This is a genomic window from Crossiella sp. CA198 (genome assembly GCF_052078295.1).
Taxonomy (GTDB): domain Bacteria; phylum Actinomycetota; class Actinomycetes; order Mycobacteriales; family Pseudonocardiaceae; genus Crossiella.
Map to the genome: position 1 here is coordinate 19627 of NZ_JBQJIM010000034.1, position 21331 is coordinate 40957.

Sequence of the window (21331 nt, forward strand, 5' to 3'; positions counted from 1 at the left end):
CAAGGTAATTGAGCTGCTGAAAGAGAGGAGGTATTGACACTGATTCGCACTGCCCGGCCGTGCCTCCCCGTTCGCCACGGCCGGGCAGGGGCGCCCACCACGCCGCCCGGGTTTCGCCTCGCCCCCATTTTCTCCCGAGTCGCTGGAGGCATCCGGTGTTGAGCCAACTCGCCGGCATCCCCGAGTTGGGCGTGATTCTCGCCCAGAACTCATCGCACGACGTCGGCGTTCGTCAGGTGGCCGCGCTCTCCGCGAGGCTGGCCTACGCCATGATGTGCTTCACCCTGGTCTGGGGGGTGCTGACCGCCACCGGGTGGGTGCGGCGCACCACCAGCAGGCAGGCCCTGCGCAGCGGACACATGATGCTGGCGGTGATGACCATCGCCTTCGGCTCGCTGCACGGCTTCGCGTTCATCTTCGTCACCGACATCGACTTCGGCGTCGTCAAGATCATGGTGCCGTTCGCCGAGGGCGGTTTCGCCCGGCACGCGGCCGGGATCATCGGGTTGCAGCTGATGACCGCGGTGGCCATCTCGGTGGCGGTGCGCCGGTGGCTGGTCTACCGGCACTGGCTGCGCTTCCACCAGCTCGGCTACCTCGCGGTCGGGCTGACCGTGGTGCACGCCTGGCTGGGCGCGGCCGCCAACGGCAACCTGGCGCTGCTGCAGACCGCCGGGATCACCCTGGTGGTGCCGGTGATCACGCTGACCGCGCTGCGCTTCCTGCCGCCGCGGCTGCTCACCAAGGTCGGCCTGGTCTCGGCCGAACCGGCGGTGCAGCCGGTGCAGCAGGATCCGGCCGCGCCGCCCAACCCGAGGGCAGGGAAGGTCGGGGTCAGCGTGGACAACGAGCGGTGCCAGCGGTACGGGATCTGCGAGACCGCGGCGCCGGAGGTGTTCCAACTGGTGGAGGACGGGCGGCTGCGGTACGACACCAGCCCGCACGCGCAGTTCGCCACCCAGGCCAAGGCCGCGGCGCGGTGCTGTCCGATGCGCGCGATCACCGTCCAGGAGCGTGGTGTCAAGTGAGGAAACGGGAACGCGTGGTGGTGGTCGGCGGTGGCGTGGCCGGCCTGCGGACCGCGGAACGCCTGCGGGAACTGGGGTTCACCGACGAGATCGTGCTGGTCGGCGCCGAACCGACGCCGCCCTACCACCGGCCGCCGCTGTCCAAACAGCTGTTGTGCGGCAAGCTGCGGCCCAGCGATCTGCTGCTGCCCAGCTACACCGAACTGGACGCGACCTGGCGGCTGAACACCCCCGTGCTCGGCATGGACCCGCGTCGCCAGGTGGTGCACCTACCCGGCGGCGAGGAGCTGCGCTACGACGGCCTGGTGATCGCCACCGGCGTGGAACCCCGGCACCTGCCAGGGGTCCCGGTGCACGATCCGCGGGTGCATTTCCTGCACACCGTCGACGAAGCCCTCGCCCTGCGCCAGAACCTGCAACGCACCCGGCGTCCGCTGGTGGTGCTCGGCGCCGGGTTCATCGGCTGCGAACTGGCCTCCACCGCACACCACCTCGGCGGCGAGGTCACCATCGTCGGCCGGTCGAAGGTGTTGCTGGGCAAGGCCGTCGGCCCACAACTGGCCGAACGGATCACCGACCTGCACCGCGGCAACGGGGTCGACCTGGCACTGGGGGAGAAGGTCCTGCACTGGCTGCCGCAACAACAGGGTGTGGTGCTGAACCTGTCCTCCGGCCAGGTGATCGTGGCCGGCGCGGTGGTGGTGTGCGCCGGTTCGGTGCCCGCGGTGAACTGGCTGCGCGGCTCCGGCCTGACCATCGACGACGGCGTGCTGTGCGAACCCACCTGTCACGTGCTGGGCCGCGGTGACATCGTGGCCGCCGGCGATGTCGCCCGCTGGCCCAACCTGCGCTTCGACGCCCGGCCCCGCCGGGTCGAACACTGGCTCAACGCGATCGAGATGGGCCGCCACGCCGCCGAAAGCCTGCTCGCGGGCAGGGCGGCGGCCAAACCCTTCACCCCGATCCCCAGGTTCTGGTCCGAACAACACGGCATGCGCATCCAGGGCGCGGGCATTCCCGCCCTCGGCGAGGACACCGTGCAGCTGCTGCCCTCCTCCCGCGCCGACCAGAGCGTCACCGGCTTCGTCCGCGGCGGCAGACTGGTCGGCCTGGTCGCCCTGAACAGCCCCCAAGCTCTGCTGTCCTGGACCGCTGAACTCGACCGCCAGACCAGGCCAAGACTGCACGCCCCCGACCGTGAGTCGGTCGCCACCATCACCCCCGCGCGGCCTCCCTCAGCGCGGGGCCGGGTGCCGGGACCGGTGACACCCCCACCGTTCCCGGCACCCAACCTCCGCCCCACCCCCAACGGCCCGGCGTTCACCGGCCCAGCCTTCAACGGCCCGGCCTTCACCGATGCCGCCCCCAACGGCCCGGGCTTCAGCGACGCTGTTCCCAACGGCCCGGCTCCCGCGAACGGCGCTCCACTCCGCGGCGTCCCGGTCCCGGCGGCGGCCCGCAACGGCCGCTCCGCCGCGGTGGCCAACTCCTGGCCCGGCAACGGAATCCCCGGCCCGCTCCCCGCCTCGCCTGCCCCACCCCGGCCCGCCGACCAGAACTCCGGCCCACTCCCGGCGCCCGCTCCCCGCCGCGGCGGCCCGCCCTCGCTCCCACTCCCGGCCCCACCCCGCCCGATCCCGCGGATGGACCCCAAACCCCCCACCCGCCAATGGTCCTTCACCGAACCAGCCGAACTCGACGCCCCGGCCAACGGCATCTCCCGCCAAATCCCCCGCCGCCGCCGAACCGGCTAACCCCGGCCGGCGTGTTGGCCGAACTTGTACGCCGCGTTGGCCCGACTTGTACGCCGCGTTGGCCCAACTTGTACGCCGGGTTGGACCAAAGTGGCGCCTCGGTCAACACACCGCCCCGCAACGGCCAACTCATCGTCCACAACGGCCAACTCGCCGTACGAGAACGGCCAACACGCCGGTGTTTTCCCGGGCGGGTGGGGTTAGTTGGCCTTGGCGAGGGCTTTGGCGAGTTCGCCTCGGCCGCGGATGCCGAGTTTCCGGTACGCGTGCGTCAGGTGGATCTCCACCGTCCGCAGCCCCACGTGGAACCGCTCCGCGATCTCCTGATTGGTATGCCCCTCCGCCGCCAGCGCCGCCACCCGCAACTCCGTCCGGCTCAGCTCGCCACCGCCATCGGCCCGGAACCCGAACTCCCGCAACAACGTCCGCGCCCTGGTCACCACCCGCGGCGCCGCGCAGCGCTCGCCCAGCCGCAGCGCCTCGCGCAACGACTCGTCCGCGCCAGCCAACTCCAGCTCGTGCCGGGCCTTGCCGCGCTGGATCAACGCCCGCGCCAGTTCCAGCCTGCTGGTCCGGCCGCGCAGCACCGTCACCGCCTCGTCCAGGTACCGCAGTCCGGCCCGGTGCCCGGTGAGCCGGGCCGCCGTGCACAGGGCCACGCCGAGGGGTTCCGGCGAACCCCAGCTGCGGGCCCGTTCCAGTTCCTCCTCCACCAGCGGCCAGCCCTGTCTGGTCTGTCCCAGCATCAGGTGCGCGATGGCCGCCACCGAACGCCAGGGCACGCAACCGGGATAGGTCCAGCCGACCTCGGCCAGCCGCCGCCCGCAGTCCAGGGCGTCCCGCAGCGCGCCGGTGGCGTCCTTCTGCACCAACCGGATCCGCCCGGACAGCGCGAAAACCTGGTCCCATTCCTGGAAACCGCCGTCCCGGTCGGTGATGTACTTGTGCACCACCGCCGCCGCCCGTTCCGGCCGCCCGTTCTCCAGCAGCGCCCCGCCCAGCGCGATCACCACCGCGCCCCGGTTCGGGTGCTCGGGCACCTTGCGCAGCAACCGCGCGGCCAGCCGCGCCTCGCCGATCGCGTCCTGCACCCGGCCCTGCCGGATCAGCATCATCGCCCGGTAGCTCAGCCCGGTCACCAGCCGCGCGGTGGAGCCTTTCCGTTGCGCGTCCACGATCGGCGCGTCCAGTGCGGCCAGCGCCTCCGGCAGATCGTCGGTCAGCGCTAGCGCGGCCCCGCCGTAGAGCAGCGGCGAGGTCAGGAACTCGGCGGTGTCCGGCGCGTCGGTGAGGGAGAGCCGGGCCAGCGCCCGGATCTGGTCGATCTCCCCGGAACACCGGATCGCCTGGTTGTAGGCCTCCACCGCCAGCAGCTGCCTGCCGACCCTGGTGGCCTTGAGGTTGTTCCACTGCTGGTGCACGCTGCGCCGCACCGACCCGTACCGGGTGTCCGCGTCCTGCGGATCGGTCACCGGCACCAGCGCCAGCAACCGGGCCGCGGTCAGCAGCGGCGAGGGCTCCACACTGCCCTCACCGGGCCACAGCTGCGGCACGATCCGCTTCACCACGCCGACCAGCGCGGGCGTCGCGCTGATCACGGTGGGGTGCGGGTAGTTGGTGAGCAACGCCGCCTGCGCCCGCGCGGTGGGCGCCAGCGCGAGCGCGTCGAGGAGACTGTCCGCCGCCGCGCCCGGATCGGTGTGGTAGCGGGCCGCGGACAGTTCGGTGAGCACGGTGGCCCGCAGCGAACCCGTTGGCGGCTCGGCCAAAGCCCGACGCAGGTACCCCGTGGCCGAGCGATGGTCGCCGCGCCGCAGCGCGTTCCCGGCCGCGGTGCGCAGCACGTCCACCGCCTGCTGGTCGCCCTCTGGCCGCGCGGAGACCAGGTGCGGTGCGATGAGATCGGCGGACTCTCCGTGTTCCCGCAACAGTTTCGCGGCCTGGATGCGCAGCCGGTGGTGATCACGCGAGGGCAGCCAGCGCAGCACTGTCTGGCGCACCTTGGGATCGCTGACGGTGAGCCGTTCGCCCTTGCCGAAGATGGACAGCTGCCGTAATCGCGCCGCGGCCCGTTCGGCCTGTTCGGGTTCCAGTCCGATCAGCTCGCCCACCACGGCCAGGCTGGCCGATTCGCCGAGCAGCGCGATCACCTCGGCCAGCCGCCGCACCGCCCGCGATTCCGCGCGCAGCCGGGCCACCGCGAGTCCGGTGCGCAGCTGGCCGACAATGGCCCGCAACGCGAAGAGCTGTTCGGGCTGCGGCTCGATCTGCTTGCGCCGCACCGAGTCCAGCACCGCGGTCAGCAACTGCGGCTCGCCGCCGGTGAGCCGGTGGCAGGAGATGGTGAAGGCGTCGGCGGGTTGCTGGTTGAGCCGGTTGCGCAGCAACAGCCCGACTCCGCGTTCGGTCAATGGTTCCGGCCGGATCGGTTCGGCGCCGGTGGCCTCGAGCAGTGCGGCCGCCTCGGGCGCGCGTGACTCGCCGCTGCCCGCCCGCGCGGTGACGATCAGCGCGATGGGCAGCGCGGCGGTGTGGCCTGCGCAGCGCACCAGCAGGTCCAGCGAGGCGCGGTCGGCCCACTGCACGTCGTCGGCGAAGACGCACCATGGGCCGGGCGCGGCCGGTCCGGCCATCAGGTGGCACAACCGGCTCCACACCGCGGCATCGGGGCCGGACAACAGGTCCAGCCCGGTCGCACCCTCCCGCAGCAGCGGGGAGACGAGCTGGGCGGCCAGGCCCAGCTCGCTGTCCTGTTCCTCGGCGCGGCAACTCCCGCGCAGCACGTGGCTGCCCGCGGTGACCGCGTACTCGGCCGCCGCGTCCAGCAGCGCCGTTTTGCCGATCCCGCTGGGCCCTTCGATGACCACGGTCCGGCCCTGGCCGGCCTGGGCACTGTGCACCGCGTCCCGAAGTGCGGACAGCTCGGATGACCGCTCCACCAACACGAGTACTCCTTGACGGGCTCAGGTCAGTCTGGCGCAGGGCGGCGGTCTGCACGTGGCGTCTGGCGCCCCCACCGTAACTGCCCACACGGTTTCCGGTAGTCAAGAAGGCACACGAATCTGGCGGGATCTGTGGCTTTCGGTAGCCAGCTCGAGTCTGATTGGTCTAGCCGTCGGTGCTCAGCACCTTGTCACCGCCGGCGACACCGGTGGGACCATTGGAGGTCAGCACCCACAACGTCTTGTCCGGAGCCGCCGCCGCGTCCCGGATCCGGCCGTAAGTGCCCTGGTAGAGCGCGGTCGGCGTACCTACTCCGGAGTCGGTCAGCGGGATCCGCCACAGCCGCTGCCCGCGCAGCGCGGCCAGGTAGACGTTGTTGTTGTAGACCGCGATCCCACTCGGCGAGGCCTGCGCGGTGGTCCAGGTCAGCAGCGGGTCCTTGAACCTCGGGTTGCCGCACCGGCCTTCGCAGGTCGGCCAGCCGTAGTTGGCGCCTGCCTGGATCTGGTTCAGCTCGTCCTGTGCGTTCTGCCCCAGCTCCGAGGCAAACATCCGACCCTTGCCGTCCCAGGCCAGGCCCTGGACGTTGCGGTGCCCCAACGAGTACACCAGGGTGCCGGTGGGATTGTTCGGGGCCGGACGACCTTCCGCGGTCATCCGCAGGATCTTGCCGCCGAGCGAGGAGGGGTTCTGCGAGTTGGCGGTGTTGCCCGCGTCGCCGGTGCCCGCGTAGAGGTGGCCGTCCGGCCCGAAGGCGAGCCGGCCGCCGTTGTGGATGTTGGCCTTGGGAATGCCGGTGACGATCACCTGCGGGGTCTGGCCGAGCTTGAACCGGGCGATCCGGTTGTCGCCCGCGGCGGTGTAGTAGACGAAGATCAGGCCGTCGCTGGCGTAGGTCGGCGAGATCGCGATGCCCAGCAGCCCGCCCTCCCCGGCCGGGCGCACCCCGGGAATGGTCGCGGCGGTGCTGACCGCGGTGCCCTTGATGGCCAGCACCCTGGCGCTGTTGCGCTCGGTCACCAGCGCGGAGCCGTCGGGCAGGAATCCGACGCCCCAGGTGTAGGCCAGGTTCTGTGCGATCACGCGGACCGCGGCCGGTTCGGCGGCGGCGGTCCCCAGTGGCAGCGCCGCGACGGTGGTCGCGGCGAGCAGCAGCCGAAGTCGTCTCCTCATGGTGGACTCCTCACACGGCGGCGGTACAGGGTGGTCTCCCAGCCAACACCCCCGCCCGGTATCCGGCCACCCGCGAAGGCAGCCTCCGGTCACGACTTTCGTCGGAAAGGGGGATACCCCGTATCACTGTCCACTCTCTGTCCGCAATGGACGGAACGGGTTATGGCACGTGCGACCAGACCAGTTCCACGCAGGTGCCGTTCTCGGCCATCGAGTCCACCTGCACGCTGCCGCCGATTTCCCGCATCCGCCCGCTGATCGAGGACTTCAGCCCCTGCCCGCGCGGGGTGCGGATCGGGTCGAACCCGCGCCCGCGGTCGACCACCCGCACGCTGAGGGTGTCCTCCACCCAGGACACCGTCACCCAGGCCTGATCGGTGCCCGCGTGCTTGGCCACGTTGTTCAGCGCCTCCCGGCAGGCGTCGGCCACCGCTTCCACCACGTGGTGCGGCAGGTGCCCCGGCACGGTGTCCGGCATGTAGCGGACCCGCAGGTCGAGGGCCTCCGCGTCGGTGACCACCTCGGCCAGCCGGTCGCCGAGGCCGGTGAAGGAGTTGGTGGTGTCGGCCGCGATCAACCGCCGCACGTACTCCGCGTCCTTGGCACAGCGTTTCCGCACCTGCTCGCCCCGGTGGTCCAGCCCGCCCATGGCGATCGCGGTCAACGTGGCCAGCGCGTTGTCGTGCAGGGCCCGGTAGTGCCTGGTCCGGGTCTCGAACCTGGCGCGCTCGGCGGCCTGCCGGGTCTCCGCGCGCAATCGGGCCTCGGTCTGTTCGTCCAGGTACTTGGCCTGCGCGGTCAGGTACCGGGTCATGAAGTAGAGGATCGCGCCGAAGAAGATGCACGAGTTGAGGTGCCCGACCACGGCGGGCAGCAGCGGCTGGTCCGGCTGGGTCTCACTGCTCAGCGCGATCACGTACCAGGCCATCGGCACCACTTCCACCGCGAGCGCCCAGCGCAGCGGCAGCACCGCGCCGATCAGGGCCGCGGTGCCCAGGGCGTACTTCGGCGCCCAGTTGACCGTGGTGAACTCGAACCCGGCTTGCACGTTGGAGGTCACCACGGTCATCAGCAGACAGGCCAGCACAACGTCCATACCGACCGTTCGGTAGGTGAACCAGCCGTGCCTGCGCATCCGGTAGAGCAGGTAGCCCTGCCAGAGCCAGGCCACGCCCAGCAGCGCGCCGTTGAGCGTGGGACTGGTGTGCCGGTGCAGGTCGGCGCTGGCCATCGCGATCGAGGCGGGTATCAGGTAGGAGGCCCGCTGCACGAACAGGATGACCGCGATGAACCACCGGGTCCGCTGCTCGCCGTTCTCCGCGAGCATGTAGCGCGGGTCAAGCCAGGCCCACCGCCGGCGTTTGCCCTCGTCTGGTCGTTGCACGGTCTCGCTCTGCGGATGCGCCGCCACAACACTCCAATACCCCTCGCCCCAGGACTCAGATTCCATGCCAGTGACGGGGTCCGGGGCAAGTCGCCGAATGGACTACCACCGTGCGCCGGCGCACACAATTGGCGGATCGGAGGACAGGATCGCCGCCCGCGACCGGCGGTCGACCCGGCGACCCGCTCCGGGCAGGCGGCGCGATGGTCGAGTTGTGGTACGCGTGACCCGAACGGCCGCTGTGGTGCTGCTCCATCCCGCTGCCATGCTCGCCGCGATCACCAAGCACGCAGACAAGGAGGTTCGCAGTGGCTCGTCGTTATCCGGCCCGGGTGCGGATTCTGCTCGCCGCCTGCGCCGCACTGCTCGCGACCATGTTCCTCCCGCACGCCGCCTCGGCGGCGGTGGGGGACCTGACCTGTACCGGCAACTTCCAGTTCGACTTCGACCCACCGTTGACCGCCACCAACACCACCGCCAACGCCGTCGTCGGGGGCGGCCTGGTGAACTGCTTGTCCCTCAACGGTCAGTACACCCGCCTCAAGTCCGGAGTCCGGGTCGGCCAGGGCACGGTGAGCAGGCCGCTCGGTCTGCTGCCGTGCGTTCCGGTCATGACGATCCGGGAAACCGCCGTGCTGACCTGGAACACCGGTGAGGTCAGCGAGTTCGAGATCACCGTCAACACCGATCCGCTGGCCGGTCCGATCACGATCAGCGCGTTGTTCACCAGTGGGCCGCTGGCCGGGGACACCGCGAACGCGTTCCCGGTGGTGCTCAACCCCAACCTGGATTGCGCCACCGCCGGGCTCACCCAGCTCACCTCGCCACTGCTCCAGGTGATCTGGTCCTAGCGCGCACCGGGGCGGAGTCGCGCCGCCCCGGCCCGCTGCTCGGCCGAATGGCGGCAGCACGGAGCCCCGAACGCCAGGTTTGGCCTGGCATAGAACGGTAATCCCATCTGCGTCCCGTACATCCCAGGGAGGCAACCCGTGATCATTCTCGGCGCGATCCTGCTCCTCATCGGATTCCTGGCCGACATTTCCGTCCTGTGGACGATCGGCATGGTGCTGGTCGTGATCGGACTGGTTCTCGCGGTCCTCGGCGGCACTGGCCGGGCCGTGGGCGGCCGTCCGCACTGGTACTGACCGGAAACTGACCGGTCCGTGAACTCCCGTGGGCGCGCCGACTGTCAGCCCGGCGCGCCTGCGGGACCTTTTTGTCCACAGTGGACCGAACGCTCGAACATGGTCTCCAGCACCATCACCGTCTGCGTTCCGCTGACGCCGCGCACCGCGAACACCCGGCGCAGCACATCCTGTAGCTGCTCGGTGGTCCCGGTGCGGACCTTGATCAGCACTGAGGCGGCGCCGGCCACGATGTGCGCCTCCTGCACCTCCGGCAGCGCGGCCAGGGCCTCGCTGGTGTCCGCCTCGCCCATCCAGGCGTTGGACTCCACCAGGACGAAGGCCAGCACACCCGCGCCGACCGCTGCCGGGTCGACCTCGATCGTGGTTCGCCGGATCACCCCGCGCTCGCGTAGTTTGCGCACCCGCTCGTGCGCCGCGCCCGCGGACAGGCCGACCGCGGCGCCCAGGGTGGCATAGGACTGGGTGGCGTCGCGCTGTAGCTCGGTGAGCAGGGCGCGATCTGTGTCATCCGTCATCGACTGAACCTCATATGGCCATGTTAGCTTCTTGGTGAATGTAGTTCACCAGGGAGGGTGAGATGGCGGATCGGGTCAAGGCCGTGTTCGAGGTGCTGGATGAGCGGTTCCGGCGGGCCGGGGGCGATGACTACCTGGAGGTGCTCTTCGACGGTGGGCGGTGGCTGGAAGGGCCCGCGTACTTCCCGGCTGGGCGGTACCTGGTGTTCAGCGACATTCCCAACGATCGGATGCTGCGCTGGGACGAGACCACCGGCGCGGTCGGCGTTTTCCGGCAGCCCGCCAGCCACAGCAACGGGCACACCGTTGATCGCCGTGGTCGGCTGGTGAGTTGTGAGCAGGGTGCGCGCCGGGTCACCCGCACTGAGGCCGACGGGTCGATCACCGTGCTCGCGGAGCAGTGGCGGGGGCGGAAACTCAACAGTCCCAACGATATCGTCGAACGCGCCGACGGCTCGCTCTGGTTCACCGACCCCAGTTACGGCATTGACAGCGACTACGAGGGCAACCGCGCGGAGAGCGAGACCGAGGGTTGTCACGTCTACCGCGTCGACCCGGACGGCGCGGTCACCCGGGTCGCCGACGATTTCGTCCGCCCCAACGGGCTGGCCTTCTCCGCCGACGAACAGACTCTGTACATTGTGGACACCCGGGGCCGGAATATCCGGCGGTTCGCCGTGCGGGACAACGGAACCCTCGCCGGTGGCGAGGTCTTCGCCGACTGCGGCGCGGGCAATCCGGACGGGATCCGGCTGGACGAGCTGGGCCGGGTGTGGCTGGCCGCGGGGGACGGGCTGCACTGCTTCGACCCGGACGGCACGCTGCTCGGCAAGCTCCGGGTGCCCGAGGTGTGCGCCAATCTGACCTTCGGCGGCCCTAAGCGCAACCACCTGTACATCTGCGCGACCAGCTCGGTCTACTCGCTCCGGGTGAACTTCAACGGACTTCGCTACCCGCGCTGACCAGGGTCAACCAGCGGTGGAGACCGAGGTCACGGGCCCGGCCCGGCTGGCCGGGTTCGGCCGAGGGTGTACGGTAGTGCTCGACTGCGCAGGCTCGACCGCCGCACTTCGGACCGGGTCGCCAGGGCTGTACCGCCGCACGAGCGTCCTCTGTGGACGTGTTCGGTGTTGACGCTGTACCCAAAGCTTCTCCGGTTCGCTGTTCTCCCAGCGGACTTCATCACGGTGCTCTCAGAAAGCACTGTGCCAGGTCTGTCCGGCGTGCTGCCGATATGGTTGGCCGGTCGAGGGTATGCCAGCCTCGACCGGTTGTCGGCGCACGTCGGCGGACTGGCACCCGGCCCGGGTGTTTGCGCCCCTGGGCACCTCGACACCCGATCGAGCGGGTTGGCAAATCGGGGCGGGGCCGGAAAACTCGGGCGGGCACCCACAGTCGAACCTCGAGAAAAGGAACCTGCGTCTTGCGCAAGCTCTGGACCGTGGTTGCCGCTCTGCTCTCCGGCGCCGCCCTGATCCTGTTCGCCCCCAACGCCTCCGCTGCCGTGGACCCGGTCCCCGCGCCGCCGGCCGAGGTGGTGCAACCGGAATCGCCGGTCGACTTCGACGTCGAGATCGAGCTGCTCTCCGAGAACGAGGAGCTGGTCGGGCTGCCGGGCTGAGCCGCGGTGTGCTGACGGACGAACCCGGGTCCACCGCGGACCCGGGTTCGCCTGTGTTCAGACCGAGTAGCTCAGCTCCGCGCTCTGCCGCAGGTCATCCAGGTAGAACCGGGTCGACATGGTGCGCGCGCCCAGATCGAACACGGTGCGCCACAGGGTGCGGACCGGGTAGTCGGTGGGGGAGTCCGCGTCGAAGCCGATCTCGGCCAGTGCGGCACGCAGCGAGTCGGCGGACATGGTCGCGTCGGTGCTCTTGGCCAGCTGCTGGTAGCGCTGGTAGGTCAGCAGGGTCTCGGCGTTGTCGGCGGGCAGGTTCGTCGCGTCCGGGTGCCGGTGCAGCAGGTGGTTGGTCACGCACAGCGCGCCGTCGCCGTCGGTGATGTGCTCGTTCCCGCTGACCCGCTCCCAGACGAACGAGTCGCCGCCGGCGTCCGCGACCAGGTAGTGCAGCGGAGTGCCCATGTCGTACTGCTTGGCGTCCAGCAGCGCCGCGCGTGCCTCCTCGGCGTTGCGGCAGGTGTCCAGCAGGAAACGGGGCAGCTGCACGCTGGACACCCCGACCTGCGGGCCCTCATCCACCGGCGGGGAGGCGTTCTCCGCGTCGGCGATCAGCAGCACCACGGCGAGGCCGTGCTCGTTGATCCCGTCCATACAGCCGTCCAGGGTGTCCATGGTCAGCACCAGCGTGGCCGGGCCGTCGGTCGGCCTGCTGTGCACCAGGGTCGGCCGCGAGGCCATCGGCACCTCGGCGGTCGCGGGCGGCTGCGCGCCGGTCATCAGCGCGAACAGCTCGGACTGGCTGGTGGTGAAGAAGTCGTAGTTGCGACCGAGCAGGCCACGCCCTTCCTCGGTCAGCCCCGGCGGCAGGTAGGTGGCCGAGCAGGCCGAGCCCGCAGGCAGCGGAAACAGACTGTCCACATAGAACTCATCGGCGGTGAAGTCCAGGCCCAGCGCGGCAGCCGCCCCGCGCATCCGCTCGTGGTGCTGCGGCCAGTTCCGCTCGAACCAGCGCCGCCGGGCCCGAGCCTTGCGCCGGTCGGCCGGAATCGGCCGCCAGCCATAGGTCTCCCGGGCCGCCTCGGCCAGCGTTCGCCCGATCGCCTGCTGGTCGCCCTCGGCGCTGACCAGCCGCACCGTCGGGAAATCCGCCGCGCCGCCCCCGGCGACGATCTGCTGTGCCATCTCAGTTCTCCTTGTTCTCGCGCCACATCGGCCACACCGACGGGCCGTCGGGCAGGGTGATCGGCTCGCCGAGCCGGTGGAATCCGTGCCGCTCGTACAGCGGCAGGTTGCGGAGTGAACTGGCCTCCAGGTACGCGGGCAGGCCCTCGGCATCGGCCCGGCGCAAGCCCTCGGCCAGCAACGCGCCGCCGATCCCGGTCCCCTGCTTGTCCGGCGTCACCCCCAGGAACGCCAGGTACAGGTGCGCGCGGTCGGTGGAATGCCGCTGTGCCAACAACTCCACCATGATCCGCACCCGCTCGGGCAGCTCGACCTCGGGCGGCGGCGCCACGTGCGCGCCGACCGGCATCGGCAGCCACACCGCGACCGCGTCCGCGCCGGCCATCGCCAGCGTGCCCGCCGCGGCGGATTCGGCCACCGCCCCCTCGAACAGCCGGCCCGCGCTGAGCCGTCGCTGTTCGGGTGCTCCGGGGAAGAGCCACCGCATGGGCGCGTCCTCCAGGAAGGCGTCGCACAGGATCCGCACCGCGTCCTGCGTACGCTGTATCGGTGTCATGGCTCAACTGTGCCGACGTTGGCCGAGTGCTCGCAACGAAATCGGGCGAATAGGGGAGATAAGCCCACCGGGCTGTACTAGTACACTTGTCGCTGTGAACGATTCCGTGCCGCCGTTCCGGCGGATTGCCGCCGAGCTGGCCGCGCGCATCACCGCAGGTGAGCTGCTGCCCGGCGACCGGGTGCCGTCCACCCGCGTGGTGATGCGCGAGTGGGGCGTGGCGCTGGCCACCGCGGCCAAGGCCCTGGATCTGTTGCGCCAGCAAGGTCTGGTCGAGACCCACCCCGGCGCGGGCACCGTGGTTCGCGCCCCCGTGCACGGTCCGCGGCGCACGCCCGCGACCGCGCCGACGCTGACCAGGGCCCGGATCACCGCCGCCGCGATCAAGCTGGCCGACGCCGAGGGCCTGGACGCGGTGACCATGCGCCGCCTGGCCACCGATCTGGGCACCGGACCCATGTCGCTGTACCGGCACCTGGCGGGCAAGGACGAACTGGTGCACCTGATGATGCGCCGGGTCTTCGGCAGTCACCCGCTGCCCGCCCCGGCGCCGCCGGGCTGGCGGGCCAGGCTCACCGCGGTCTCCCGCATCCAGTGGGCCATCTACCGCGCGCACCCCTGGCTGCCCGAACTGGTCTCCATCACCAGGCCCCGGCTGATCCCGGAAGCCATGGCGCACACCGAATGGACCCTGGCCGCCCTGGCGGGACTCGGCCTGGGGCGGGCCGAACGGGTCCGGGAGGCGGTCACCATCCCCGCCTTCGTCCGCGGCGTCGCGCTCAGCCACGCCGCCGAACTGCAGGCGAGCAAGGACACCGGGCTCAGCGCCACCGAGTGGTGGCAGGCCCAGGAGCAGGAGATCATGGTGCACCTGGAGTCCGGCCGCTACCCCTGCCTGTCCACAATGGACTCCAGTGCGGTGGAGGACCTGGACGGCCTGTTCGAGCACGGCCTGACCCGGCACCTGGACGGCCTGGCCGCCCGACTACGGTTGGCCCCATGAGCGCGCAGCGGCTCGACTTCACCGGCGTCGCCGACAACGACGTCACCTGGACCCTGCTCGGCACGCTGTACCTGCGCGCCTGGGAAAGCGGCTCACGGCACCCGATCCTGGGCGACCACCACGCCGCCGAGGCGATCCGCCGCATCGACTACGACTTCCCCAAGCTGCACCGCCGGGTCCGCCCGGAGAGCAACCAGTACCTGGTCGCCTTGCGCGCCACCCAGCTCGACGAGTGGGCCGCGGATTTCCTGCGCCGTCACCCGGACGCCGTGGTGCTGCATCTGGGCTGCGGCCTGGACAGCCGCATGCTCAGACTCGACCCTCCGTCCACAGTGGACTGGTACGACCTGGACAAACCCGAAGTCGTCGAGCTGCGCCGCAGGCTGTACCCGGAACGCGAGCACTACCACCTGATCGGCGCCTCGGTCACCGACCCGGCCTGGCTGGCCGGGATCCCCGCCGACCGCCCCGCGCTGATCATCGCCGAGGGGCTGCTGCCGTACCTGGACGGCGCCGAGGTGCGGGGCCTGGTCCAGCGACTCGTCGAGCACTTCGGCACCGGCGAGTTGCAGTTCGACGGCGGCGCGCCCTGGCTGGCCCGGCTGTCGCCGCTGGGCCGGTGGGGCATCCGGGACGGCCGGGAGGTCGAAGCCTGGCACCCGCGGCTGCGCTGCGTCGCACAGCCGCCGTTCACCACGCACTGGGCCAGGATCCCGGCCCGCGGCTACCGGCTGTTGTACCGGCTCGGGCACGCGATCCCGGGCTGGCGCACCATGTTCCGCGAGTTCCGCTTCACGTTCTGACCAGGTGCGCGGCCGTGGCCAGGATCGAGCCCAGCTGGATCCCGGCCTGCGCCCGCAGCGGGATCAGCGTGCCGGGCTGACGGTCGGCGGCCTCGCGCCACCCGGTGAACAGGGCTTCGGCGCGAGCGTGCGCGGCGCGGATCGCCGGCGGCACGTTGCCGCTGGCCCGCTCGGCGTCCAGGACCCGCAACAACGTGCCCGCCGCCCGCAGTCGCAGCGTGTGCGGCAACGCGAGGAACGCGGACTCATCGGCCACGGTCGCCGGCCGCGCACCCTCGGCGGTGCCCGCCAGTCGCCGCCAGCCCGCGCCGATCCGTCGCATTCCGGTCAGCACATCGGTCAGCGCACGCTGGTGCGGGGTGTTCAGCAGGACCGAGGACCGCGCCGAGTCCAGCACCCCCGTCACCGCCTCCTCCGCGCCGGTCAGCTCGGCCAGCAGTCCAGTCACGATTTCGTCCATCAACCGACCGGTCGGTAGGGAGTCGGCGGCGCGGGGATCGGCCCACATTGGCACCTCGGTGATCACCGTGACGGCCCCGTGCCTGCTCGCGTACTCGCCGCTGCTCGCCCCGAACGACCCGTCCCCTGGTGGCGCGCCCTCGGTCAGCTCGGCCACGGTCGGCATCCGGAGCACTCCCGGCGTGAGCTGGAAACTGCCCGGCACCTCATACACCGCGTGTTGCAACGGCACCCCGAACCACCCCGGCACCGCGGCCAGCAGTTCGGCCAGCGCCGGATCGGTGGCGGTCGTGTAGTGGAAGGCCCCGCCGTACTCCGCGTTGTGCAGCGAGGCCAGCAACACCGGCCGCACCTCGTCGATCAGTCGGGCGAGGGCCACCGTCTCCGGCAACATCCGATCGAAGTACCCCGTCTCGGCCAGGTGCGGGAACGTCCACTCCGGCTGCTCGTCCATGGCAGGCCGGTAGAACCCGCGCCCATAGGCGTCCCGATCTCCCGGAACCCCGTACCAGGTCTCGTTCAACCGGGCCCCGTCCGGATCAATGCAGGGCACCAGCTGCCACCGCAGCCCGGCCCGCGACCAGGGCTCCGCGCACAGCAGTCGCCCCAGCTCCCGCACGGTCAGCCCGCCCACCGGCTCATTCGGATGCGGACCGCCCAGCACCAGCGCGTCCCGCTCGCCCGTTCCGATGGACGCCACCCGGATCGGCTCACCCAGCCGCGAGGTCCCGATCCGCCGCACGGTGACTAGGTCCGGATACCGCGCCGCCAGCTCGTCCAGCTCCGCCTGTGACTCATCCACGGTGGGGTATCGCCCCAGTTCAGGCAGGGCGTCCAGCACCTTCCTGAGCGCGTCAGTCATGATCATCCAATCTGATAGCACCGCTATTGAATAGCGACGCTATCATTTGGCTCATGTCCGGCAGAAGAGCGGAATCCAAACGCCACAACACCGAAGCACTGCTCGCCGCGGCCCGGCGCCTGTTCCTGGCCGAGGGCTACCAGGCGGTCGGCATCCAGGCCATCGCCACCGAAGCGGGCCTGACCATCGGCGCCATCTACTCCCTGTTCGGCTCCAAACAGGCCCTGCTGCACGCGGTACTCGCCGACCTGTCCGACCAGGTCGAGTCGGAGATCCGGGTCCTGGCGGCCGAGCCGGAGGTGGATGCCAGGGAGGTGGTGCGGCGTTACGTGCGGGCGTACCACCAGGTTGTGTCCACTGTGGACGGATGGCGGACGCTGCGGCTGGAGGTGGAGGCGCTCTCGCTGGTGCTGGGGAGCGCGGAGCCGGAGCGGGCGCTGGGGGAGTTCGGGGCGGGCAGCCGGCGGGCGCTGACCGCGTTGCTGACCGGGCGGGTGCTGGACGGGCGGCGGCTGGGGGAGGCGCGGGCGCAGCGGGCGGCGGTGGCGGTGTCGGCGGTGGTGCGCGGGTTGGCGGTGCAGTGCGCGGTGGAGCCGGGGGTGGCGTCAGGGGAGCGGTGGGGGGAACTGGCCCTCGCGGTCCTGGCGGCGAGCTGACCCACCCGCCGTCCCACAACGGCCAACGCCCCGTACGACAACGGCCAACACGCCGTACGACAACGGCCAACACACCGGCGGGGGGATTGGTCAGCGGCGTACCTGGTAGCGCAGGTGAAGGACTCGGTTGCCCTGGATCATCAGGTCCGGATCTGCCAGCAGGTGTTGCGCGTTGACCGATCCGAAGTAGCGCTTGCCGGAGCCGAACACCACGGGTACGACGTCCATGCGCACCTCGTCGACCAGGCCCGCGGCAAGCGCCTGGCCGCCGACGTCGCCGGCGGCGACCTCGACGATGCGGTCACCGGCAAGCTCCCGCGCCTTGGCCACGGCTGCCTCGACGCCGTCGACGAAGTGAAACGGAGCCTCGGAGTCCCAGCCCTCGGGCGCGGGGCGGTGCGTCACGACGACCACGTGGTCGATCCCGCTCGGCGGCTTCCCGTCCCAGCCGTCCGTCAGGTCGAAGACGCGGCGGCCGGCGATGGTCACCCCGATCTGGTCCCAGTACGGCCGGGTGTAGTCGTAGGAGGTCTGCGACACCTTCACGAAGCCGCTCTCCTCCAGCGGGACCTCACCGTTGGACAACCAGTCGAACAGCGGTCCGGGCTGGTCATTCTCGTCCGCGATGAAACCGTCCACTGACACCGAGGCGTACATGACCACTTTGCCCACGGGGCGCTCCTCTGCTTTGGGGGCCCCAAATTAGCGGGTCGTGAGCTGTCGGTCTTGTAAGAAATCAATCGGCGGGCAGCGGCCAGCCGTCCAGCGTGTGGCCGGGATGTTCGCGCAGGAACCGCCGCCGGACTTCGAGGTACCGGGTCGGTGTGAGCCCGGTGAACTCCCGGAACTCGTGGCCGAAGTGGGCCTGGTCGAAATAGCCCGCGCCACCGGCCAGCTCGCCCCAGTCGATCGGTTCGGCGGGGTTGATCGCGAACACGGTGGCGGCGAAGCGGTGGGTGCGGGCCAGCCGCTTCGGCGTGACGCCGATGAGCGCCTTGAACCGCTGTGCCAGATGAGTGCTGCTGACACCGGCCGCCACGCTCAGCTCGCCGATCGGCACCGCCCCGCCGGTCGCCGCGATGACGCCGCTCGTATGACGGACCAGCCCCAGGCCGGGGGTCTCGCCCAGCCGTCGCAGCAGCTCCTCCTCCAGCAGCGTCAGCATCTCGTGCGGTCCCTCCGCCGTGGCCAGCCGGTCCCGCAGCCCGGCGATGGCGGGCCTGCCCCACACCTGCTCCACCGTCACCGGCCGGTCACACAGCTCGGCCGCGGGCATCGGCAGGAACGGCGCCAGCCCCCACGGCTTGAAGTGCACGCCGACGGACCGGGTCGGGAGTGGGTAGCCGAACTCCCACGCGCGGGTGGGCATGGTGATCACGCAGCCGTCGGCGTACCCGGCCGTCTCGATGTCGGCGCCGGCGCGGATGCGGAATGGCGCCCCGAGGTTGACGATGAGCAACGCCGACGGGCTCGGCGGCAGCGTCAGCCGGGCGTACGGCGGCACCCCCTCCAGGTAGTAGAGGTCGTCGATCAGCCCGTCCAGCGGCGGTCGCGGCACTCGGGACACGTACTCCACCCGCACAGCATCGCCGACGCCCGCCGGCATCGCACGCGGGGATGCGGCGCCGATGCCACCCAGGCCGGGCCCGCGAGTCCCGCGGGCCCGGACCTGCCGCCCACAACCGCCAACGTGGCGTACGACAACGGCCAACACTCGGGTGCGGGGGTCAGCCGCGCAGGGCTGGGATGATCTTCTCGCCGTAGGTGTCGATGGTGGCTTCTCTGGCGTCGTGCATGTTGTAGACGGCGAACTGGTGCACGCCAAGGGATTTCAGGTGTTCCAGGCGTTCGATGTGTTTCTCCGGCGGGCCGATCAGGCAGAAGCGGTCCACGATCTCATCGGGGACGAACTCGGTGTCCGGGTTGCCCGCGCGGCCGTGGTGGCTGTAGTCGTAGCCTTGGCGGCCCTTGATGTAGTCGGTCAGCGCCTGCGGCACGATGCTGGAATCGGTGCCATACCGGGAAACCAGGTCGGCGACGTGGTTGCCGACCATGCCGCCGAACCAGCGGCACTGGTCCCGGCCGTGGGCCAGGTCGTCGGTGACGTAGGCCGGAGCCGCCACGCACATGGTGATCGAGCCGGGGTCGCGGCCCGCCTGTTCGGCGGCGTCGCGGACGGCCTTGACCATCCACTCGGTGAGGAACGGGTCGGCCAGTTGCAGGATGAAGCCGTCGGCGACCTGGCCGGTGAGGGCGAGGGCCTTGGGGCCGTAGGCGGCCATCCAGACCGGGAGTTCGCCGTCGCGGACCCAGGGGATGCGGACCTCCTGGTCGCCGATGGTGGCGGGGCGGCCCTCGGCGAGGTCGCGGATGACCCGGATGGACTCGCCGAGGCGGGCCAGGGTGTTCGGCTTGTTGCCGATCACCCGCATCGCGGAGTCACCGCGCCCGATGCCGCAGACGGTGCGGTTGCCGAACATGTCGTTGAGGGTGGCGAACAACGACGCGGTGACCGACCAGTCGCGGGTGCCAGGGTTGGTCACCATCGGCCCGACGATCAGCCGCTCCGTCTGGGCCAGGATCTGGCTGTAGATGACGAACGGTTCCTGCCACAGCACGCAGGAGTCGAACGTCCAGCCGTAGTCGAAGCCCGCTCGCTCGGCCCGTTTCATCAGCTCGACCACGGCCGAGGCCGGTGGATCGGTCTGCAGCACCAGTCCGAAGTCCATTGTGTCCCCTCAACTCAGCGGTTCTGTGGAAACCCCAGGTCGACACTACTGGTGGCCGGGTCGGGCCAGCGGGTGGTGACGACCTTTCCCCTGGTGTAGAAGTGCACCCCGTCCGCACCATAGGCGTGGTGGTCGCCGAACAGCGAGGCCTTCCAGCCCCCGAACGGGTAGTACGGCACGGGCACCGGGATGGGCACGTTGACCCCGACCATCCCGGCCTCGACCTCCAGCTGGAACTTGCGGGCCACCCCGCCGTCCCTGGTGAAGATGGCCACCCCGTTGCCCCACTGGTTGTCGTTGACCAGGCCGAGAGCGTCCTCATAGGACGGTGACCGGACCACCGAGAGCACCGGGCCGAAGATCTCGTCGCGGTACACGCTCATCGTGGGGGTGACGTGGTCGACCAGGCTGACGCCGAGCCAGAAACCGTTGGCGTGGCCCGGAACCGCGACGTCCCGGCCGTCGGCGACGACCGTCGCGCCTTCTTTTTCGCCCGCGGCAACGTATCCGGCGACCTTGTCCCGGTGTTCGCGGGTGATCAGCGGGCCCATGTCGGAGCCGGGATCGGTGCCGGGGCCGATGGTGAGCGCGGCGATGCGGTCCTGGATGCGGCGGACCAGGTCGTCGCCGACGCCGCCGACGGCGACCAGCACGGAGATCGCCATGCAGCGTTCCCCCGCCGAGCCGTAGGCGGCGGACACGGCCGCGTCGGCGGCCAGGTCCAGGTCGGCGTCGGGCAGCACGACCATGTGGTTCTTGGCCCCGCCCAAGGCTTGCACGCGTTTCCCGTTGCCGGTGCCGGTCTGGTGGATGTGCCGGGCGACCGGGGTGGAGCCGACGAAGCTGACCGCGGCCACGTCCGGGTGTTCCAGCAGCCGGTTGACCGCGGTGGCGTCGCCGTGCACCACGTTGAGCACGCCCTCGGGCAGCCCGGCCTCGGCCATGAGTTCGGCTACCCGCAGCGCCGCGGAGGGGTCCTTCTCACTCGGTTTGAGCACGAAGGTGTTGCCGCAGGCGATGGCCAGCGGGAACATCCACAGCGGCACCATGGCCGGGAAGTTGAACGGGGTGATGCCCGCGACCACGCCGACCGGCTGCCGGATGGAGTGCACGTCCACGCCGGTGGAGGCGCCGATGGACAGCCCGCCCTTGAGTAGTTGTGGGATGCCGCAGGCGAATTCGACGACCTCCAGGCCGCGGGAGACCTCGCCCGCGGCGTCGGAGGTGACCTTGCCGTGTTCGGCGGTGAGCAGGGCGGCGATCTCGTCCCGGTGCCGCAGCAGCAGTTCCCGGTAGGCGAACAGGATCCGGGTGCGGGTGGCCAGTGAGGAGTTCCGCCAGGAGGTCAGCGCGTCCTTGGCCGCGGCCACCGCACTGTCCACTTCGGACACATCGGCGAACGCGACCTGTGCGGTCTGTTCGCCGGTGGCCGGGTTGGTCACCACGCCGTGGCGGCCGGAGGTGCTCTCGACGGTCTTGCCGCCGATCCAGTGGTTGATCGTGCGCATCGCTGTC

20 protein-coding genes are annotated in these 21331 nt (G+C 70.7%); 9 read left to right on the forward strand and 11 right to left on the reverse strand.

Annotated elements, in window-relative coordinates; all coding sequences use genetic code 11:
* Positions 1-158: 158 nt before the first annotated feature.
* Positions 159-1028, forward strand: coding sequence for a 4Fe-4S domain-containing protein (locus tag ACTOWY_RS39025; RefSeq protein ID WP_441314622.1), 870 nt, complete (start codon positions 159-161; stop codon positions 1026-1028).
* Positions 1025-2782 carry an NAD(P)/FAD-dependent oxidoreductase gene (locus tag ACTOWY_RS39030; protein ID WP_441314623.1) on the forward strand — a complete coding sequence of 586 codons (1758 nt, stop codon included), beginning with the start codon at positions 1025-1027 and terminating at the stop codon, positions 2780-2782. Before ACTOWY_RS39025 ends, ACTOWY_RS39030 begins: the two co-directional genes overlap by 4 nt.
* Positions 2783-2982: 200 nt before the next feature.
* Here ACTOWY_RS39030 and ACTOWY_RS39035 read toward each other — a convergent pair whose 3' ends face one another.
* The 3 genes from ACTOWY_RS39035 to ACTOWY_RS39045 all read right to left on the reverse strand — a co-directional run bounded on the left by ACTOWY_RS39035 (position 2983) and on the right by ACTOWY_RS39045 (position 8348).
* Complete coding sequence (locus ACTOWY_RS39035) at positions 2983-5721, reverse strand: AAA family ATPase (RefSeq protein WP_441314624.1); 2739 nt, start codon at positions 5719-5721, stop codon at positions 2983-2985.
* A gap of 169 nt (positions 5722-5890) precedes the next feature.
* A complete protein-coding gene (locus tag ACTOWY_RS39040) occupies positions 5891-6898 on the reverse strand; it encodes a PQQ-dependent sugar dehydrogenase (protein WP_441314625.1) in 1008 nt (335 codons plus the stop codon).
* 160 nt (positions 6899-7058) lie between these two features.
* Positions 7059-8348, reverse strand: coding sequence for a sensor histidine kinase (locus ACTOWY_RS39045; RefSeq protein WP_441314626.1), 1290 nt, complete (start codon positions 8346-8348; stop codon positions 7059-7061).
* A gap of 242 nt (positions 8349-8590) precedes the next feature.
* Here ACTOWY_RS39045 and ACTOWY_RS39050 point away from each other — a divergent pair, with 242 nt between their 5' ends.
* Together ACTOWY_RS39050 and ACTOWY_RS39055 are read left to right on the forward strand one after the other, a co-directional pair.
* The gene (locus ACTOWY_RS39050; RefSeq protein WP_441314627.1) at positions 8591-9133 is read left to right on the forward strand and encodes a hypothetical protein; all 543 of its coding nucleotides are present in this window, start codon (positions 8591-8593) and stop codon (positions 9131-9133) included.
* Positions 9134-9271: 138 nt separating this feature from the next.
* Positions 9272-9427, forward strand: coding sequence for a DUF6131 family protein (locus ACTOWY_RS39055; protein WP_247763934.1), 156 nt, complete (start codon positions 9272-9274; stop codon positions 9425-9427).
* 44 nt (positions 9428-9471) lie between these two features.
* Here ACTOWY_RS39055 and ACTOWY_RS39060 read toward each other — a convergent pair whose 3' ends face one another.
* Positions 9472-9945, reverse strand: coding sequence for an Lrp/AsnC family transcriptional regulator (locus tag ACTOWY_RS39060; RefSeq protein WP_441314628.1), 474 nt, complete (start codon positions 9943-9945; stop codon positions 9472-9474).
* Between the two features lie 62 nt (positions 9946-10007).
* Here ACTOWY_RS39060 and ACTOWY_RS39065 point away from each other — a divergent pair, with 62 nt between their 5' ends.
* Positions 10008-10907: an SMP-30/gluconolactonase/LRE family protein gene (locus ACTOWY_RS39065; RefSeq protein WP_441314629.1), complete on the forward strand. Its 900-nt coding sequence runs from the start codon at positions 10008-10010 to the stop codon at positions 10905-10907.
* Positions 10908-11368: 461 nt separating this feature from the next.
* Entirely contained in the window at positions 11369-11566 is a 198-nt protein-coding gene (locus tag ACTOWY_RS39070; protein WP_247763929.1) for a hypothetical protein, read from the forward strand.
* Between the two features lie 57 nt (positions 11567-11623).
* Here the strand turns inward: ACTOWY_RS39070 and ACTOWY_RS39075 are convergent, their stop codons facing one another.
* Positions 11624-12748 (reverse strand): C45 family autoproteolytic acyltransferase/hydolase, encoded by a 1125-nt coding sequence (locus ACTOWY_RS39075; RefSeq protein ID WP_441314630.1) that lies wholly within the window; start codon positions 12746-12748, stop codon positions 11624-11626.
* Position 12749: 1 nt separating this feature from the next.
* Positions 12750-13304: a GNAT family N-acetyltransferase gene (locus ACTOWY_RS39080; RefSeq protein WP_441314631.1), complete on the reverse strand. Its 555-nt coding sequence runs from the start codon at positions 13302-13304 to the stop codon at positions 12750-12752.
* A 94-nt stretch (positions 13305-13398) separates the two neighbouring features.
* Between ACTOWY_RS39080 and ACTOWY_RS39085 the strand changes: the two genes are divergently transcribed.
* Together ACTOWY_RS39085 and ACTOWY_RS39090 are read left to right on the forward strand one after the other, a co-directional pair.
* Positions 13399-14307: a TetR/AcrR family transcriptional regulator C-terminal domain-containing protein gene (locus ACTOWY_RS39085; RefSeq protein ID WP_441314632.1), complete on the forward strand. Its 909-nt coding sequence runs from the start codon at positions 13399-13401 to the stop codon at positions 14305-14307.
* Positions 14304-15110, forward strand: a complete 807-nt coding sequence (locus ACTOWY_RS39090) for a class I SAM-dependent methyltransferase (protein WP_441314633.1) — start codon at positions 14304-14306, stop codon at positions 15108-15110. Before ACTOWY_RS39085 ends, ACTOWY_RS39090 begins: the two co-directional genes overlap by 4 nt.
* Here the strand turns inward: ACTOWY_RS39090 and ACTOWY_RS39095 are convergent.
* Complete coding sequence (locus ACTOWY_RS39095) at positions 15100-16431, reverse strand: M14 family zinc carboxypeptidase (protein WP_441314634.1); 1332 nt, start codon at positions 16429-16431, stop codon at positions 15100-15102. The two genes, ACTOWY_RS39090 and ACTOWY_RS39095, sit on opposite strands and share 11 nt — an antisense overlap.
* 53 nt (positions 16432-16484) lie before the next feature.
* Here ACTOWY_RS39095 and ACTOWY_RS39100 point away from each other — a divergent pair, with 53 nt between their 5' ends.
* Positions 16485-17087 carry a TetR/AcrR family transcriptional regulator gene (locus ACTOWY_RS39100; RefSeq protein WP_441314635.1) on the forward strand — a complete coding sequence of 201 codons (603 nt, stop codon included), beginning with the start codon at positions 16485-16487 and terminating at the stop codon, positions 17085-17087.
* Between the two features lie 90 nt (positions 17088-17177).
* Here the strand turns inward: ACTOWY_RS39100 and ACTOWY_RS39105 are convergent, their stop codons facing one another.
* The 4 genes from ACTOWY_RS39105 to ACTOWY_RS39120 all read right to left on the reverse strand — a co-directional run bounded on the left by ACTOWY_RS39105 (position 17178) and on the right by ACTOWY_RS39120 (position 21324).
* On the reverse strand, positions 17178-17759 hold the full coding sequence (locus tag ACTOWY_RS39105) for a dihydrofolate reductase family protein (RefSeq protein ID WP_441314636.1): 582 nt from the start codon (positions 17757-17759) through the stop codon (positions 17178-17180).
* Between the two features lie 64 nt (positions 17760-17823).
* Positions 17824-18645 (reverse strand): helix-turn-helix domain-containing protein, encoded by an 822-nt coding sequence (locus ACTOWY_RS39110; RefSeq protein WP_441314679.1) that lies wholly within the window; start codon positions 18643-18645, stop codon positions 17824-17826.
* A gap of 169 nt (positions 18646-18814) precedes the next feature.
* The gene (locus tag ACTOWY_RS39115; RefSeq protein WP_441314637.1) at positions 18815-19816 is read right to left on the reverse strand and encodes a TIGR03842 family LLM class F420-dependent oxidoreductase; all 1002 of its coding nucleotides are present in this window, start codon (positions 19814-19816) and stop codon (positions 18815-18817) included.
* A gap of 14 nt (positions 19817-19830) precedes the next feature.
* Entirely contained in the window at positions 19831-21324 is a 1494-nt protein-coding gene (locus ACTOWY_RS39120) for a CoA-acylating methylmalonate-semialdehyde dehydrogenase (RefSeq protein WP_441314638.1), read from the reverse strand.
* Between the last annotated feature and the right edge of the window lie 7 nt (positions 21325-21331).